Source organism: Pseudomonas sp. SJZ078 (assembly GCF_007828255.1).
Lineage (GTDB): Bacteria > Pseudomonadota > Gammaproteobacteria > Pseudomonadales > Pseudomonadaceae > Aquipseudomonas.
Map to the genome: position 1 here is coordinate 111,004 of NZ_VIUG01000005.1, position 15,577 is coordinate 126,580.

Annotated in this window: 15 protein-coding genes; 9 read left to right on the forward strand and 6 right to left on the reverse strand. The window is 62.7% G+C overall.

Annotated features, from left to right (window positions below):
- The first annotated feature begins 75 nt into the window (after positions 1-75).
- On the forward strand, positions 76-942 hold the full coding sequence (locus FBY02_RS07175; RefSeq protein WP_144925249.1) for an aldose 1-epimerase: 867 nt from the start codon (positions 76-78) through the stop codon (positions 940-942).
- Between the two features lie 69 nt (positions 943-1,011).
- Here the strand turns inward: FBY02_RS07175 and FBY02_RS07180 are convergent, their stop codons facing one another.
- Complete coding sequence (locus tag FBY02_RS07180; protein ID WP_144925252.1) at positions 1,012-1,812, reverse strand: sulfite exporter TauE/SafE family protein; 801 nt, start codon at positions 1,810-1,812, stop codon at positions 1,012-1,014.
- Between the two features lie 137 nt (positions 1,813-1,949).
- Here FBY02_RS07180 and FBY02_RS07185 point away from each other — a divergent pair, with 137 nt between their 5' ends.
- The gene (locus tag FBY02_RS07185; protein WP_144925255.1) at positions 1,950-2,813 is read left to right on the forward strand and encodes an MBL fold metallo-hydrolase; all 864 of its coding nucleotides are present in this window, start codon (positions 1,950-1,952) and stop codon (positions 2,811-2,813) included.
- A 172-nt stretch (positions 2,814-2,985) separates the two neighbouring features.
- Here FBY02_RS07185 and bkdR read toward each other — a convergent pair whose 3' ends face one another.
- Positions 2,986-3,474, reverse strand: coding sequence for a Bkd operon transcriptional regulator BkdR (bkdR, locus tag FBY02_RS07190; protein WP_003202929.1), 489 nt, complete (start codon positions 3,472-3,474; stop codon positions 2,986-2,988).
- Positions 3,475-3,665: 191 nt separating this feature from the next.
- Here bkdR and FBY02_RS07195 point away from each other — a divergent pair, with 191 nt between their 5' ends.
- The 5 genes from FBY02_RS07195 (at position 3,666) to FBY02_RS07215 (ending at position 9,904) form a co-directional block, all read left to right on the forward strand.
- A complete protein-coding gene (locus FBY02_RS07195; RefSeq protein ID WP_144925257.1) occupies positions 3,666-4,901 on the forward strand; it encodes a 3-methyl-2-oxobutanoate dehydrogenase (2-methylpropanoyl-transferring) subunit alpha in 1,236 nt (411 codons plus the stop codon).
- A gap of 1 nt (position 4,902) precedes the next feature.
- On the forward strand, positions 4,903-5,961 hold the full coding sequence (locus FBY02_RS07200; RefSeq protein ID WP_144925260.1) for an alpha-ketoacid dehydrogenase subunit beta: 1,059 nt from the start codon (positions 4,903-4,905) through the stop codon (positions 5,959-5,961).
- Positions 5,962-7,230, forward strand: coding sequence for a dihydrolipoamide acetyltransferase family protein (locus tag FBY02_RS07205; RefSeq protein WP_144925264.1), 1,269 nt, complete (start codon positions 5,962-5,964; stop codon positions 7,228-7,230).
- Positions 7,231-7,244: 14 nt separating this feature from the next.
- Entirely contained in the window at positions 7,245-8,630 is a 1,386-nt protein-coding gene (lpdA, locus tag FBY02_RS07210) for a dihydrolipoyl dehydrogenase (RefSeq protein ID WP_144925267.1), read from the forward strand.
- Positions 8,631-8,884: 254 nt separating this feature from the next.
- A complete protein-coding gene (locus tag FBY02_RS07215) occupies positions 8,885-9,904 on the forward strand; it encodes a branched-chain amino acid aminotransferase (RefSeq protein WP_144925270.1) in 1,020 nt (339 codons plus the stop codon).
- Between the two features lie 105 nt (positions 9,905-10,009).
- On the opposite strand, the gene FBY02_RS07220 is transcribed toward FBY02_RS07215, so the two are convergent.
- Both FBY02_RS07220 and FBY02_RS07225 read right to left on the reverse strand, forming a co-directional pair.
- Complete coding sequence (locus FBY02_RS07220) at positions 10,010-10,765, reverse strand: helix-turn-helix transcriptional regulator (RefSeq protein ID WP_144925273.1); 756 nt, start codon at positions 10,763-10,765, stop codon at positions 10,010-10,012.
- A 103-nt stretch (positions 10,766-10,868) separates the two neighbouring features.
- The gene (locus FBY02_RS07225) at positions 10,869-11,210 is read right to left on the reverse strand and encodes an FKBP-type peptidyl-prolyl cis-trans isomerase (RefSeq protein ID WP_047701034.1); all 342 of its coding nucleotides are present in this window, start codon (positions 11,208-11,210) and stop codon (positions 10,869-10,871) included.
- Positions 11,211-11,388: 178 nt separating this feature from the next.
- Between FBY02_RS07225 and FBY02_RS07230 the strand changes: the two genes are divergently transcribed.
- On the forward strand, positions 11,389-12,450 hold the full coding sequence (locus tag FBY02_RS07230) for a M4 family metallopeptidase (protein ID WP_144925276.1): 1,062 nt from the start codon (positions 11,389-11,391) through the stop codon (positions 12,448-12,450).
- On the forward strand, positions 12,450-12,773 hold the full coding sequence (locus FBY02_RS07235; protein ID WP_144925281.1) for a protealysin inhibitor emfourin: 324 nt from the start codon (positions 12,450-12,452) through the stop codon (positions 12,771-12,773). Before FBY02_RS07230 ends, FBY02_RS07235 begins: the two co-directional genes overlap by 1 nt.
- 4 nt (positions 12,774-12,777) lie before the next feature.
- On the opposite strand, the gene FBY02_RS07240 is transcribed toward FBY02_RS07235, so the two are convergent.
- Complete coding sequence (locus tag FBY02_RS07240) at positions 12,778-13,086, reverse strand: RcnB family protein (protein WP_041022179.1); 309 nt, start codon at positions 13,084-13,086, stop codon at positions 12,778-12,780.
- 341 nt (positions 13,087-13,427) lie between these two features.
- Entirely contained in the window at positions 13,428-15,506 is a 2,079-nt protein-coding gene (locus FBY02_RS07250) for a bifunctional diguanylate cyclase/phosphodiesterase (protein WP_144925287.1), read from the reverse strand.
- Between the last annotated feature and the right edge of the window lie 71 nt (positions 15,507-15,577).

A 15,577-nucleotide genomic window follows, 5' to 3' on the forward strand; every position in this document is an offset into this window, starting at 1 on the left:
GATTCATTCCCTCGCCGCAACAGCGTTCACATAGAAACCCTTGCACCGCCCTCCTACCCTGCAGACAACGCCCACATGACTTCCCTCCTGCACCTAGAAGACGAACTCACCCACCTTACCCTGGCGCCTCACCTGGGTGCCAGCCTGGTCAGTTGGACCTTGCGCAGCAACGGCCAGCCTCTGCTGCGCCCGCCCGCACCCCAGGCCCTGGAAAACCGCCTGCCCGGCAAGCTCGGCTGTTTTCCATTGATCCCCTGGTCGAACCGGATCGCCAAAGGCGGCTTCGATTGTCCCGGCGGCTGGCTGGCATTGGAGACCAACAGCCCCAACGATCCGTTTCCGATCCATGGCAGCGCCTGGCAGCAACCGTGGCAGGTGATCGAACAGGGCCCTCAGGAGGCGTTGCTGCAACTGCACAGCCAATACCCATTCGCCTATTGCGCCAGCCTGCGCATCCGCCTGGACGGCGGCCAGTTGCACTTCGCAATGCATATCACGCACATGGCCGAACAGCCGGCCTGGCATGGGTTGGGCTTGCATCCCTACTTTCCCCGGACCCTCAATACCCGCCTGCAAACCCGCGCCACCGACGTCTGGCTATGCGACGCCACGAAGCTGCCGACGGAACTGAGTGCCGTCCCCGCGCACTGGAACTTCCAACAGCCTCGCGTGCTGCCGGATACCCTCGTGGACAATGGTTTCGGCGGTTGGGACGGACACTGCCTGATCGAGCAGCCCGACCTGGGCTATGCATTGGAATGCCAGGCCAGCGGCTGCGATTACTTCCTGCTGTACTGCCCCGTGGGCCTGGATTTCTTTTGCATCGAACCGGTCAGCCACCCGGTCAACGCCCACCACCTGCCGGGACGGCCGGGGTTGCGTTTGCTGGAGCAAGGGCAATCGGTAGCGATGGAGTTTTCGATGCGGTGCCGGTTGTTGTGACCACAACCTGTGGCGAGGGGATTTATCCCCTCGCCACAAAAGCATCACAAGCTACAGGGTGTAAGTACGCTACGCCCGCACGAGCATATACACCGCCACCCCCAGACACACCCCGGCAAACCCCACCTGTAACACCCGGGCCGGGATCCGGGACGCCAGCCGCCGGCCCAGCACCATGCCAACAATACTGGCCACGATGAACACCGCCCCGACCTGATCGATACGCACCCCCGCATGCAAGGCCCCTGCCACGCCGATCAGCGAAATCAGGCTGATGACCATCAGCGAGGTTGCGACGATCCCGCGCATCTGCACGTCGGTCAGTTGCTTGAATGCCGGCACGATCAGGAAACCACCGCCCACGCCCAGCAGGCCGGACACCACCCCGGTCACCGCACCGAGCGTCGCCAGCGTGGCAGTGCAGCGCGGGGTCCAGGCCAGGCGTCCGGTCTGGCGGTCGAGCATGCAGTTTTTCTGACCCCAACTGGCGGCGCCATGATCGCTGGGTGCCACTTGCGGCGTTTCACGACGCAACATGCGCGCCGCCACCAGCACCATCAGCAGGCTGAACAGCATCATCAGGATTTTTTCCGAAAGCTGGTGGGCAAGGTAGATGCCCAGCGGCGAAAACACCGCGCCCAGCAGTGCGATCAGCAACGCCGCGCGATAGCGCACCAGGCCATGGCGCAAGCCATCGATGGCGCCCACCGCCGCCGCACTGCCCACGGCGAACAACGCCACGGGCGCGGCCTGAGTCATGGTCAAACCCAGCCCCAGTACCAACGCCGGAACCGCGAGGATGCCGCCCCCGGCCCCGGTCAATCCCAGGACCAGGCCCATGACCACGCCGAAAAAACTTGCCAGCAACATAAGATTCTCTCAAACAGCGCACACCTGTTGGCAGGTGCGATCGCATTTGCAGGACGCCTTGGCCCTCACTAAGCTGCGGACCATATGTTGCTAACCTTACGTGTTGCAACCGGTTCCTTCCGCACAGGTTAGTCGTCATGCCCGCGCAGATCCAAAGCTTCCTCGACCCCGCTTCAAAGACCTACACCCATGTCGTTTATGAGCAGGACGCCGGGCAATGCGCGGTGGTCGATCCGGTGCTCGACTACGACCCGGCCTCGGGGCGCAGCGGCACCACGCAGGCCGACCGGGTGATCGCGTTCGTGCGGGAACACCGGTTGACCGTGCAATGGTTGCTGGAAACCCACGCCCACGCCGATCACCTCTCCGCCGCGCCTTACCTGCGACGGGAACTGGGTGGCAAGATCGCCATCGGCGAATCCATCGGCCAGGTCCAGAACGTGTTCAAGGCGCTGTTCAACCTCGAAGCGCAGTTTGCCGTGGATGGTTCGCAGTTCGATCATCTGTTCGGCCCCGATGAAACATTCTTCATCGGCAACCTCAAGGCCACTGCGCTGCACGTGCCCGGTCATACCCCGGCGGACATGGCCTACCTGATCGACGACGAGGTGATCCTGGTGGGTGATACGCTGTTCATGCCCGATGTCGGCAGTGCCCGTTGTGACTTCCCGGGCGGCAACGCCCACCAGCTCTACGCCTCGATCCACAAGCTGTTGGCCTTCCCCGCCGGCGTGCGGTTATATGTGTGTCATGACTACCCGCCGGAGCATCGCGAGCCCCGCTGCATGAGCACCGTGGGCGAACAGCGCCGGCACAATATCCACGTTCACGATGGCATCGACGAAGCCACCTTCGTCGCCATGCGCACCCAGCGCGACGCCACGCTGGGCATGCCGACGCTGCTGTTGCCGGCGATCCAGGTCAATGTGCGGGCAGGCAAACTGCCGCCGGCCGAGGCCAATGGCGTGACCTATCTGAAGATTCCGCTCAACCAGCTTTGAGAAAGCCTGTGAGAGCTGTAGTCGGTTCGCACTTCACTGACGCGGACCACCCTTGTGGGAGCGGGCTTGCTCGCGAAGGCGGTGTATCAGTCGACGTTGATGTCGCCTGATACACCGCCTTCGCGAGCAAGCCCGCTCCCACATTGGGTCGGCGGTGACGCGGTATTGAGGTTCAGGTACCCAACGTCAACCCATTGGCCGGCAACGGCAGCGCGGTCTTGTAGCGCACCTGCTTGAGCGCGAAGCTGGAGCGGATATTCGCCACGCCCGGGACCTTGGTCAGGAAGTCCATCATGAACCGCTCCAGGGACTGGATCGTGGGTACCAGTACGCGGATCAGGTAATCCGGATCGCCCGCCATCAAGTAGCACTCCATCACTTCGGGCCGGTCGGAAATCGCCTCTTCAAAATGCTGCAGTGCCTCCTCCACCTGCTTCTCCAGGCTGACGTGGATGAACACATTGACATGCAGGCCCAGCAGGTCGGCATCCAGCAGCGTGACCTGCTCGCGGATCACCCCCAGCTCCTCCATGGCCCGTACGCGGTTGAAGCACGGCGTTGGCGAAAGATTGACCGAACGGGCGAGATCGGCGTTGGTGATGCGGGCGTTTTCCTGAAGGCTGTTCAGAATGCCGATGTCGGTGCGATCCAGTTTGCGCATGAGACAGATATTCCTGATTTTTATCGTTGTGCAGATTTTTTATCTGCAAATAGTCCGAACAGCAAGCCAACAGAGAAAAATATTCTTCGCCGTCGAGCCTATGATTGTTGTAGGACAATTCTTCTTATCCAGGAGATTTGTCAGCTAGCGCGCCCACTACAAGAAATTCACAAGATCGAGCGTAGAAAGCCATGAACCCAGCGTACGAACCGCTACGCCTGCACGTCCCCGAACCTTCGGGCCGTCCCGGCTGCAAGACCGACTTCTCCTACCTGCATCTGAGCGACGCGGGCACGGTGCGCAAACCCTCCATCGATGTTGAACCGTCCGATACCGCCGACCTGGCCCGGAGCCTGATCCGCGTGCTCGACGACCAAGGCAATGCCCACGGCCCATGGGCCGAAGACGTGCCTCTCGACATCCTGAAAAAGGGCATGCGCGCCATGCTCAAGACGCGGATCTACGACAACCGCATGGTGGTCGCCCAACGCCAGAAAAAGATGTCGTTCTACATGCAGAGCCTCGGCGAGGAAGCCATCGGCAGCGGCCAGGCCCTGGCGCTGAACATCGACGACATGTGCTTCCCGACCTATCGCCAGCAAAGCATCCTGATGGCCCGTGACGTACCGCTGGTGGACATGATCTGCCAACTGCTGTCCAACGAGCGGGACCCGCTCAAGGGCCGCCAGTTGCCGATCATGTATTCGGTCAAGGACGCCGGCTTCTTCACCATCTCCGGCAACCTCGCCACGCAGTTCATCCAGGGCGTGGGTTGGGGCATGGCCTCGGCGATCAAGGGCGACACCAAGATCGCCTCGGCCTGGATCGGTGACGGTGCCACCGCTGAATCGGACTTCCACACTGCCCTCACCTTCGCCCACGTCTACCGGGCACCGGTGATCCTCAACGTGGTCAACAACCAATGGGCAATCTCCACCTTCCAGGCCATCGCCGGCGGTGAAGCCACCACCTTCGCCGGACGCGGTGTCGGTTGTGGCATCGCCTCGCTGCGGGTCGATGGCAACGACTTCATGGCCGTCTATGCCGCCTCGCGCTGGGCCGCCGAACGCGCCCGACGCAACTGCGGCCCGGCGCTGATCGAATGGGTCACCTACCGCGCCGGCCCGCACTCCACCTCTGACGATCCGTCCAAATACCGCCCCGCCGATGACTGGAGCCACTTCCCGCTGGGCGATCCGATTGTCCGCCTCAAGCAGCACATGATTCGTATCGGCCAGTGGTCGGAGGAAGAACATGCTGCCGTCACCGCCGAGCTCGAAGCCGAGGTGATCGCCGCGCAGAAGGAAGCCGAGCAGTACGGCACCCTCGCTGGCGGGCAGATTCCAAGCGCCGCGACCATGTTCGAAGACGTCTACAAAGAGATGCCGGAGCACTTGAAGCGCCAGCGTCAGCAGTTGGGAGTCTGACATGAACGATCACAACACCAATATTGCGCTGGATACCGCCATGACCACTACCACCATGACCATGATCCAGGCCCTGCGCTCGGCCATGGACGTGATGCTCGAACGTGACGACAACGTCGTGGTGTTCGGCCAGGACGTGGGCTACTTCGGCGGCGTGTTCCGCTGCACCGAAGGCCTGCAGAACAAGTACGGCACCTCGCGGGTGTTCGACGCGCCGATCTCCGAAAGTGGCATCGTCGGCGTGGCGGTGGGCATGGGCGCCTACGGGCTGCGACCGGTGGCCGAGATCCAGTTCGCCGACTACGTCTACCCGGCCTCGGACCAGATCATTTCCGAGGCGGCCCGCCTGCGCTATCGCTCGGCCGGCGAGTTCACCGCGCCAATGACCCTGCGCATGCCCTGCGGCGGCGGCATCTACGGCGGCCAGACCCACAGCCAGAGCATCGAAGCGATGTTCACCCAGGTCTGCGGCCTGCGCACCGTGATGCCCTCCAACCCGTACGACGCCAAGGGCCTGCTGATTGCCTCCATCGAGAACGATGACCCAGTGATCTTCCTCGAACCCAAGCGCCTGTATAACGGCCCGTTCGACGGCCACCACGACCGCCCGGTGACGCCATGGTCGAAACACCCGACGGCCCAGGTCCCCGACGGCTACTACACGGTGCCGCTGGATGTCGCCGCCATCACCCGTCCAGGCAAGGACGTGACCATCCTCACCTACGGCACCACGGTTTATGTGTCCCAGGCCGCCGCCGAGGAAACCGGCATCGATGCCGAGGTCATCGACCTGCGCAGCCTGTGGCCGCTGGATCTGGACACCATCGTCAAGTCGGTGAAGAAGACCGGCCGTTGCGTGATCGTCCACGAAGCCACCCGCACCTGCGGCTTCGGCGCCGAACTGGTGTCGCTGGTCCAGGAACACTGCTTCCATCACCTGGAAGCGCCTATCGAACGCGTCACCGGCTGGGACACGCCCTACCCGCATGCGCAGGAGTGGGCGTATTTCCCAGGGCCGTCCCGTGTGGGCGCGGCGTTGAAACGGGTCATGGAGGTCTGAATGGGCACGCACGTTATCAAGATGCCGGACATCGGCGAAGGCATCGCGGAAGTAGAACTGGCGGCATGGCACGTCAAGGTCGGTGACCTGGTGACCGAGGATCAGGTCCTGGCCGACGTCATGACCGACAAGGCCATGGTGGACATCCCTTCGCCCGTGCATGGCCGGGTCATCGCTCTCGGCGGTGAGCCGGGTGAAGTCATGGCGGTGGGCAGCGAACTGATCCGTATTGAAGTGGAAGGTGCTGGCAACCTGAAGGAGTCGGCACAGGCGCCGGCTGCGGCGCCAGCCGCCGAGCCCGCGCCGCCCAAAGCACCTGAGCCTGTGACGCAAAAGCCTGTCGCCGCGCAATGCCCGGCCCGGCAACCCCAGACCCCGGTGGCCCGCGATCCCGAGGAGCGCCCACTGGCCTCGCCGGCTGTGCGCAAGCACGCACTGGACCTGGGCATCCAACTGCGTCTGGTCCAGGGCAGCGGCCCTGCCGGCCGGGTCCTGCACGAAGACCTGGAAGCTTATCTGGCCCAAGGGCCTTCGACGCCGGCCAAGGGCGGCTCAGGCTACGCCGAGCGCCACGACGAGCAGCAGATCCCGGTGATCGGCATGCGGCGCAAGATCGCCCAGCGCATGCAGGAAGCCACCCAGCGCGCCGCCCACTTCAGCTATGTTGAGGAGATCGACGTCACCGCCCTCGAAGAGCTGCGGGTTCACCTGAATGAAAAACACGGCGCCAGCCGTGGCAAGTTGACCTTGCTGCCGTTCCTGATGCGGGCGCTGGTGGTGGCTTTGCGGGACTTCCCACAGATGAACGCGCGCTATGACGACGAAGCCCAGGTCATCACCCGCTCCGGTGCGGTGCATATCGGCGTTGCCACCCAGAGCGACGTCGGCCTGATGGTGCCGGTGGTGCGCCACGCTGAGGCCCGCAGCCTGTGGGACAGCGCGGCGGAAATCTCGCGCCTGGCCACGGCGGCCCGCAATGGCAAGGCCAGCCGTGACGAACTGTCCGGCTCGACCATCACCCTGACCAGCCTCGGCGCGTTGGGCGGGATCGTCAGCACACCGGTGCTGAACCTGCCGGAAGTGGCGATCGTCGGCGTGAACAGAATCGTCGAGCGGCCTGTGGTGATCAAGGGCCAAGTGGTGATCCGCAAGATGATGAACCTCTCCAGCTCATTCGATCACCGGGTGGTCGACGGCATGGACGCTGCGCAATTCATCCAGGCCCTGCGCGGCCTGCTCGAACAACCCGCCACCTTGTTTGTGGACTGATACCAGGAGCAGGCATGCAACAGACTTTGAACACCACCCTGCTGATCATTGGCGGAGGCCCTGGCGGTTACGTCGCGGCGATCCGCGCCGGCCAGCTGGGCATCCCGACCATTCTCGTGGAAGGCCAGGCGCTGGGCGGGACGTGCCTGAACATAGGCTGCATTCCGTCCAAGGCACTGATCCATGTGGCCGAGCAATTTCATCAGGCACAACTCCATAGCCAGGGCTCGGCCCTGGGTATCAGCGTGTCGGCGCCGGTGCTGGACATCGGCAAGAGCGTGGAATGGAAGAACGGTATCGTCGATCGCCTGACCACCGGCGTGGCCACACTGCTGAAGAAGCACAAGGTCCAGGTCATTCACGGCTGGGCCAAGGTCATCGACGGCAAGACCGTCGAGATTGGCGATAGCCGCATCCAGTGCGAACACCTGCTGCTGGCGACCGGCTCGAAAAGCGTCGACCTGCCGATGCTGCCAGTGGGCGGGCCGATCATTTCCTCCACCGAAGCCCTCGCCCCCACTTCGGTGCCCAAGCACCTGGTGGTGGTCGGCGGCGGCTACATCGGCCTGGAGTTGGGCATCGCCTACCGCAAGCTTGGCGCCGAGGTCAGCGTGGTCGAAGCCCAGGAACGGATCCTGCCGGCCTACGATGGCGAACTGACCCAACCGGTGCACGAGACGCTCAAACAGTTGGGGGTGAAGCTCTACCTCAAGCACAGCGTCGAAGGGTTCGATGCCCAGGCCAGAACCTTGCAAGTGCGCGACCCCGCTGGCGACACGCTGAACCTGACCACCGACCGAGTGTTGGTGGCGGTCGGGCGCAAGCCCAATAGCCAAGGCTGGAATCTCGAAGCGTTGGACTTGGCGATGAACGGTGCGGCGGTGAAAATCGACCACCGCTGCCAGACCAGCATGCGCAACGTCTGGGCCATCGGCGACCTGAGCGGCGAACCGATGCTCGCCCACCGGGCCATGGCCCAGGGCGAGATGGTCGCCGAACTGATCGCTGGCAAGGCGCGCGAATTCGCCCCAGCGGCGATTCCCGCAGTGTGCTTTACCGACCCGGAATTAGTGGTCGTGGGCAAGACGCCAGACGAAGCCAAGGCCGCCGGCCTGGATTGCATCGTCTCCAGCTTCCCGTTCGCCGCCAACGGCCGGGCGATGACGCTGGAATCGAAGAGTGGTTTCGTGCGGGTGGTGGCGCGTCGGGACAACCATGTGATCGTCGGCTGGCAAGCGGTCGGAGCCGGGGTCTCGGAATTGTCCACCGCGTTCGGCCAGTCCCTGGAAATGGGCGCACGGCTGGAAGACATTGCCGGCACCATCCACGCCCATCCGACGCTGGGCGAGGCGGTGCAGGAAGCGGCGTTGCGGGCGTTGGGGCATGCGTTGCATCTGTGACCAGGGATTGAGGGTGTGAGTGACTGCCTCTTCGCGAGCAAGCCCGCTCCCACATTGGATTGCGTTCGCACAAACGACCGAGATCAACTGTGGGAGCGGGCTTGCTCGCGAATTCGCAAGAACAGCGCCCTTTATCTGCCTGTCACCCATCGAGCAGGCTGCGAAACAGCCCCGGAATGAAGTATTGTTGTCCCCATCCAAAAAACGTCAGAAGCCTTGACCGTTTCGACGGTTATGAAGATATAGAGGGTGTCATGGGTAACGAGAGCATCAATTGGGACAAACTGGGCTTTGACTACATCAAGACCGACAAGCGCTACCTGTCGCACTGGCGCAATGGTGCCTGGGATACCGGCACCCTGACCGACGACAACGTACTGCACATCAGCGAGGGCTCCACTGCCCTGCACTACGGCCAGCAGTGCTTCGAAGGCCTCAAGGCCTACCGCTGCAAGGACGGCTCGATCAACCTGTTCCGCCCGGACCAGAACGCCGCCCGCATGCAGCGCAGCTGCGCACGCCTGCTGATGCCGCACGTCGATACCGAACAATTCATCGAAGCCTGCAAGCAAGTGGTGCGCGCCAACGAGCGCTTCATTCCGCCTTATGGCACCGGCGGCGCGCTGTACCTGCGCCCCTTCGTGATCGGCGTGGGTGACAACATTGGCGTGCGCACCGCACCCGAGTTCATTTTCTCGGTCTTCTGCATTCCGGTCGGCGCCTACTTCAAGGGCGGCCTGACCCCGCACAACTTCCTGATCTCCAGCTTCGACCGCGCCGCCCCACAAGGCACCGGCGCCGCCAAGGTCGGCGGCAACTACGCCGCCAGCCTGATGCCCGGCTCCCAGGCCAAGAAGGCCAGCTTCGCCGACTGCATCTACCTCGACCCGCTGACCCATTCGAAAATCGAAGAAGTCGGCTCGGCCAACTTCTTCGGCATCACCCATGACAACAAATTCGTCACGCCCAACTCCCCGTCGGTCCTGCCAGGCATCACCCGCCTGTCGCTGATCGAGCTGGCCAAGACCCGCCTGGGCCTGGAAGTGGTTGAAGGCGATGTGTTCATCGACAAGCTGTCGGATTTCAAGGAAGCCGGCGCCTGCGGTACCGCGGCGGTGATCACCCCGATCGGCGGCATCAACTACAAGGACAAGCTGCACGTGTTCCACAGCGAAACCGAAGTCGGCCCGATCACCCAGAAGCTCTATAAAGAGCTGACCGGCGTGCAGACCGGCGACGTGGAAGCGCCGGCGGGTTGGATCGTCAAGGTCTGATCCGGTAGTACCGAGGGGGCCTGCCCTCTCGTGTGGTGTTGCTGATGACGCCATCGCGAGCAGGCTCGCTCCCACGGGGTGCCTCGGTGTTCATGGGGCTTGCGTTCAACGCAACTCCACTGTGGGAGCGAGCCTGCTCGCGATAGCGCCGGCGGGTTCGACATCCCGTTCGGCACTGACACCCAATCGCCCAACCATCTCCCGACGCCCCTTGGCCGTCACCGCCAATGCCCGGCTGTCCAGGTCCTGGGTCACCCACTGGCGTTTGATCGCCAATTGCAGCAATGCCGCTCCCAAGGCACCGCCCAGATGGGGCCGACGCATGCTCCAGTCCAGGCAGGGGCAGGCGAATCGGCGTCGCTCACGGGCCAAGGCCTGGACGTCGATGCCCAACGCCTCGAACAGCGTCTTGCCGGACTCACTCAGCCGATAATCCTGTCCTTCCATCTCTAGCAACCATCCGGCTTCGATCATGCGGTCATGCAACCGCACCGCGAGGGTGCCGGCCATATGGTCGTAGCAGGTGCGGGCAAATTGCAGGCGATCCGGAGTGCGCGACACAAAAGCCGGCGCGGTTTTCTGACCGATCACCATCAGCGCTTCCAGCGCCTGGGCGACACGCTTGTCCGCCAGGCTGTAGTAGCGATGACGGCCCTGGACGTGCAACCGCACCAGGGCCAGGTCCTTGAGCTTCGTCAAATGCGCACTGGCAGTGGAGGCGCTGACCTCGGCGATACTCGCCAATTCCGTACTGGTGCGGGCATGCCCGTCCATCAACGAACAGAGCATCCGGGTACGCGCCGGTTCGGCAATGCCCGCAGCCACTTGGGACACACCCGTATCTGAATATTCTGCGCTCATATTTCGCTCCCGGACGAATCAAGCCATGCATCGACTGGAGATAGTAGCAACACTTTCTCCAACACGAACAAGGCAGCGCTTCATGGTGGGTTACCCCACCCCGTCAATCATCCCGGGTCAGCACTTCCAGCAGTTCGATTTCAAAGATGAGGTTGGCGTTGGGCTTGATGTGAGCGCCCATGGATCGCTCGCCATAGGCCAGGTGCGCCGGCACCAACAGCTTGCGCTTGCCACCGACCTTCATGCCCATCAGGCCCTGATCCCAGCCCTTGATCACGCGTCCGGTACCGATCACGCACTGGAAGGGCTTGCCGCGACTGTAGGACGAATCGAACTCGGTGCCATCCTCCAGAGTGCCGCGGTATTGAGTGGTAATCAGTGCGCCTTTGACTACGCTTTTACCGTCGCCCTGTTCCAGGTCGATGATTTGCAGTTCTTCGTTCATGGGCATTCCCGTGTGATTTCCAGGCGCGGGTTTTCGCAGAAATCAGCGCGCCTGGCAACTCCAGTGGCCTGTGAGCGCAGCGTGCGCCTGCAGATGAATCCGGTAAACAGGAGGGAACCGCGGCGCCCGCATCAGTTCACATGGGTATCGACCCTGCTATTCAGATAAGGATGTTCTGATGATCGACTCTCGCCCGCTCCATGGCTTCATTCCTCCTTATATTCTCAATCGCATCATCGCCCACGGCTCCGAACAACAACGCTCCAGTGCCCTCGGTACCCTGACCCATGTGCGCAGCCTGCGGCACAACCCCGGGCCGCCCAGCACTCCTCCCGCCGCCGCAGCACTGCCCAAGCCAGGCAAGGCCGGACACCCGCAACGCAGCGTGCACGATGCACAGAATGGCATGGAGCTGCCTGGCCAGCCGGTGCGCCTTGAGGGTCAAGCGGCCAGTGGCGACGCGGCCGTGGACGAGGCCTACGACGCCCTGGGCGCCACCTATGATTTCTTCTGGAAGGTCCTGGGTCGCGACTCCATCGACAACAAGGGCTTCGCCCTGGTGGGCAGCGTGCATTATGGCCAAGGTTACGAAAACGCCTTCTGGAACGGCGCGCAGATGGTCTTTGGCGACGGCGACGGGGAAATTTTCCAGCGCTTTACCCGCTCCCTGGATGTCGTGGCCCATGAGCTGGCCCATGGCGTCACTGAAAGCGAAGCGGGATTGATCTATGCCAATCAATCCGGTGCCTTGAACGAATCCATCTCCGACGTGTTCGGCGTGCTGGTCAAGCAGTTCGTCCTCGAACAGACGGCCGATCAGGCCGATTGGCTGATCGGTGCCGACCTGCTCACCGACAGGATCAACGGCGACGGCCTGCGCAACATGGCCAATCCCGGCACCGCCTACGATGACCCGCTCCTGGGCAAGGACCCACAGCCCGCCCATATGCGCCAGTTCGTCATCACCCGCGAAGACAACGGCGGCGTACACATCAATTCCGGTATCCCCAACCGCGCCTTTTATCTGATAGCTACCGCACTGGGCGGATTTGCCTGGGAAAAGGCCGGCCGTATCTGGTATGAAACCTTGTGCGACAGGAGTCTGGCCAACGATGCGACCTTCAGTGCCTTCGCCCACCTCACCGTCGAGCATGCCCGCCGGCGTTTCGGCGAGCGGGAGGTACGCGCGGTACAGGACGGCTGGGCCCAGGTCGGCGTCAACCTGACCGAGGAGAGCTGATGAAAACCCTTCCAGACCTTGACGACAACGCCGTGGTACGCCTCTCACGCCAGGGCGGCGTGGCGGCGATCCACGCCTTGACCCGCCCACGGGAGATCGAATTCGCCCAATGCGACCTCGACCAGCGCACGCGCATCTGTTCGGTTCTGGAGGGTTGCCTGCCGCTGACCTCCTCCGCCTCGGGCCGCGGGGATCAACGCTTCTTCCAGATCGAAGTGCGTTATCGCGCCAACGATCAGGACGATGAAATGGTGTTGCAGGTGCCCGAGGACCGGGCACCTGGCGAGCTGGTTCATCTGTGGGACAAAGGCGAAATACTCTGAAGGCCTAACGCGTGGCCGGAACGATCTTGACGATCGCGCCGGACACGGTTTCGATCAGCAAGTACTTATCGTCGATATGCACCCATTGCTGGTCGTTTGTCGGCTGTTCGAGCTTCTTCTGCTTCCAGTCTTTCATGGCTCTGTCCGCGCGCTGGTAATCGGCGGGTACCCGGTCGTTCTCCACCAGCCTGCGGCCATTGCTCGGCGAATGCTCCAAGGCATCCCCGGTTTTCTCGACCGCTTGTGCAACAGGCCCAAGGGCTCCGAGGCCAACGATCAGGGCCAGGCTGGCGATCAGGGTTGGTTTGCGCATAGAAAGACTCCAGTTATCAAGGTACTGAATCTCCGACTTCAACGGCGGCGAATCATTCCTTTTACTGTAGCGACCAACAGGATGCACAAAACCTGTGGGAGCGGGCTTGCCCGCGAAAGCGGTGCATCTGCCACAAAGATATTGAATGGACCGCCACCTTCGCGGGCAAGCCCGGCTCCCACAGGGTCCTGTGGCGTACAAAAAGGCTGCGTACCCCCGAATCCAGTGTGGGAGCGAGCCTGCTCGCGATAGCGGCGGTTCATTAGACAGCTTTGTGGCAGATACACCGCTATCGCGAGCAGGCTCGCTCCCACAGGGGAATTCCCACAAGAGACGCAGTTTCAGACCACCGCCAAGCGTGGCGCCTTGCGGATATTCTGCAGAAAGCGATCGGCCGGCAGCGGATGGCCCAGCAGGTAGCCTTGCAGCGAATCGCAGCCCAGTTGGGTCAAAAAGTCCTGCTGCACATCGGTTTCCACCCCTTCGGCGACGATCCGCAGGCCTAGGGCCTGACCGAGGGCGACGATGGCCGAGACGATGGCGGCGTCGTCGCTGTCGTGCTCCAGGTCGCGCACGAAACCGCGATCGATCTTCAGCTCATTGGCCGGCAAGCGCTTGAGGTACATCAGGCTCGAATAGCCGGTGCCGAAATCATCGATGGACAGGTCCACGCCCATGTCCGAAAGCTGCTGCAGCACCGTCATGCTGGCATCGGCATCGCTCATGGCGGTGGTTTCAGTGATTTCCAGAGTCAGGTTATTGGGCAGCAGTTGATGAACCTCCAGCGCCTTGGCGACACTTTGCACCAGCCCGGTGTGGCAGAACTGCAAGGCCGAGAGGTTCACGGCGATACGCCAATCGGTATAACCGAGCACGTACCATTCCCGCATCTGGCGACAGGCCTCGTTCAGTACCCATTCGCCGATGGGAATGATCAGCCCGGTCTTTTCCGCCAGGTCGATGAAGGTGTCGGGCATCAACAGGCCCTGGGTCGGATGGTGCCAACGCAACAACGCCTCGGCGCCGACCGGGCGACCATTGGCGGCATCGAACTTGGGTTGGTAATGCAGGCTGAACTGCCGCTGTTCGACGGCGATGCGCAAGTCTTGCAGCAACTGCAATTGCTTGCGGGCATTGCTGTTCATCGAGGCATCGAAAAAACTGTAGCCGTTTTTGCCGGCGCCTTTGGCGTGATACATCGCCGCATCGGCGTTCATCAGCAACTCTTCAGCACTCAGCCCATTGCCCGGATACACCGCGATACCGACGCTGGCGGAAATCTGCAGATCATGCTCGGCGACCCGGAACGTGCGGCCGATCAAGCCGACCTGGCGCGCCGCCAGCCGCAACGCATCGTCAGGCTCGGCCAGTTGCACCAGCAGCACGAATTCATCGCCGCCGATCCGCGCCAGGGTGTCCTGGCTGCGCAAGTCTTCGCGCAGGCGCAGGGCCACGTCCCGCAACAGTAAATCCCCCATGTGATGGCCGAAGGCGTCGTTGACCGGCTTGAAGCCGTCCAGGTCAATGAACATCAAGGCGAAGCAGCCACCCTGCTCCTGCACCCGGTGCATGGCCTGGTCGATACGGTCGGCCAGCAGCACCCGGTTGGGCAATCCGGTGAGAGGGTCGTGCAAGGCCAGTTGAGTCAGTTCCCGGTTCGCCAGGGTCAACGATTGGGCCAATTCCGCGGTACGGGCTTCCAGGCGTGCGTCGAGAATCGACGTGAGCAAGGCAATGGCCAACACCGCTAAGGTCGTGATCAACACCACGTTGTCCAGGCCCTTGCCGCTCAAGCCATCCAGGGAGCCACAAAAGCTGCCCTCCCTGAACTGCGCCCCGGCCATGCCGGTGTAATGCATGCCGACAATGGCGATGCCCATGATCACGGCAGCACCGGCACGGGCCAGTCGCACATGCGGGCTGTTGTGGCGCAGGCGAAAGGCAATCCACAACGCCGCCGCGGAGGCCGCTACCGCGATCACCAGCGAAGCACCGAACAGCGTCGGGTCGTAGTCGATGCCCGGCTGCATCCGCAGGGCCGCCATGCCGGTGTAATGCATGGCGCTGATGCCGGCGCCCATGATCAGCGCGCCGAAAGCCAACTGCCAGGCCGGCAAACGTGGCTGGCTGACCAGCCACAGGGCAAAACCGCTGGAAAAGATGGCGATCAACAACGACAGCGCGGTGATCGACACATCGTAGCCAAGCTCCACCGGCAGGGTGAATGCCAGCATGCCGATGAAATGCATCGACCAGATGCCAACCCCCATCGCCAGCGCACCACCGGCCATCCAGAGGTGGGCAGCACGGCCACGGGTGGTGGCGATACGCCCGGCCAAGTCCAACGCGGTATAGGACGCCAGTACCGCAACCAATAGGGAAATCGAAACAAGGGCGGGGGAATAACTGCCGATGAGCATGGGGGTTTTCTCGTAACTGAAACACCGAACTGCCTCCATGCCCGGTTGAGGCCTGGATTGTACCCAATCCC

Excerpts from the sequence above, each read along its gene's own strand:
- FBY02_RS07175 (WP_144925249.1), top strand. The coding sequence starts at position 76 with ATGACTTCCCTCCTGCACCTAGAAGACGAACTCACCCACCTTACCCTG.
- FBY02_RS07180 (WP_144925252.1), bottom strand. The coding sequence starts at position 1,812 with ATGTTGCTGGCAAGTTTTTTCGGCGTGGTCATGGGCCTGGTCCTGGGA.
- FBY02_RS07185 (WP_144925255.1), top strand. The coding sequence starts at position 1,950 with ATGCCCGCGCAGATCCAAAGCTTCCTCGACCCCGCTTCAAAGACCTAC.
- bkdR (WP_003202929.1), bottom strand. The coding sequence starts at position 3,474 with ATGCGCAAACTGGATCGCACCGACATCGGCATTCTGAACAGCCTTCAG.
- FBY02_RS07195 (WP_144925257.1), top strand. The coding sequence starts at position 3,666 with ATGAACCCAGCGTACGAACCGCTACGCCTGCACGTCCCCGAACCTTCG.
- FBY02_RS07200 (WP_144925260.1), top strand. The coding sequence starts at position 4,903 with ATGAACGATCACAACACCAATATTGCGCTGGATACCGCCATGACCACT.
- FBY02_RS07205 (WP_144925264.1), top strand. The coding sequence starts at position 5,962 with ATGGGCACGCACGTTATCAAGATGCCGGACATCGGCGAAGGCATCGCG.
- lpdA (WP_144925267.1), top strand. The coding sequence starts at position 7,245 with ATGCAACAGACTTTGAACACCACCCTGCTGATCATTGGCGGAGGCCCT.
- FBY02_RS07215 (WP_144925270.1), top strand. The coding sequence starts at position 8,885 with ATGGGTAACGAGAGCATCAATTGGGACAAACTGGGCTTTGACTACATC.
- FBY02_RS07220 (WP_144925273.1), bottom strand. The coding sequence starts at position 10,765 with ATGAGCGCAGAATATTCAGATACGGGTGTGTCCCAAGTGGCTGCGGGC.
- FBY02_RS07225 (WP_047701034.1), bottom strand. The coding sequence starts at position 11,210 with ATGAACGAAGAACTGCAAATCATCGACCTGGAACAGGGCGACGGTAAA.
- FBY02_RS07230 (WP_144925276.1), top strand. The coding sequence starts at position 11,389 with ATGATCGACTCTCGCCCGCTCCATGGCTTCATTCCTCCTTATATTCTC.
- FBY02_RS07235 (WP_144925281.1), top strand. The coding sequence starts at position 12,450 with ATGAAAACCCTTCCAGACCTTGACGACAACGCCGTGGTACGCCTCTCA.
- FBY02_RS07240 (WP_041022179.1), bottom strand. The coding sequence starts at position 13,086 with ATGCGCAAACCAACCCTGATCGCCAGCCTGGCCCTGATCGTTGGCCTC.
- FBY02_RS07250 (WP_144925287.1), bottom strand. The coding sequence starts at position 15,506 with ATGCTCATCGGCAGTTATTCCCCCGCCCTTGTTTCGATTTCCCTATTG.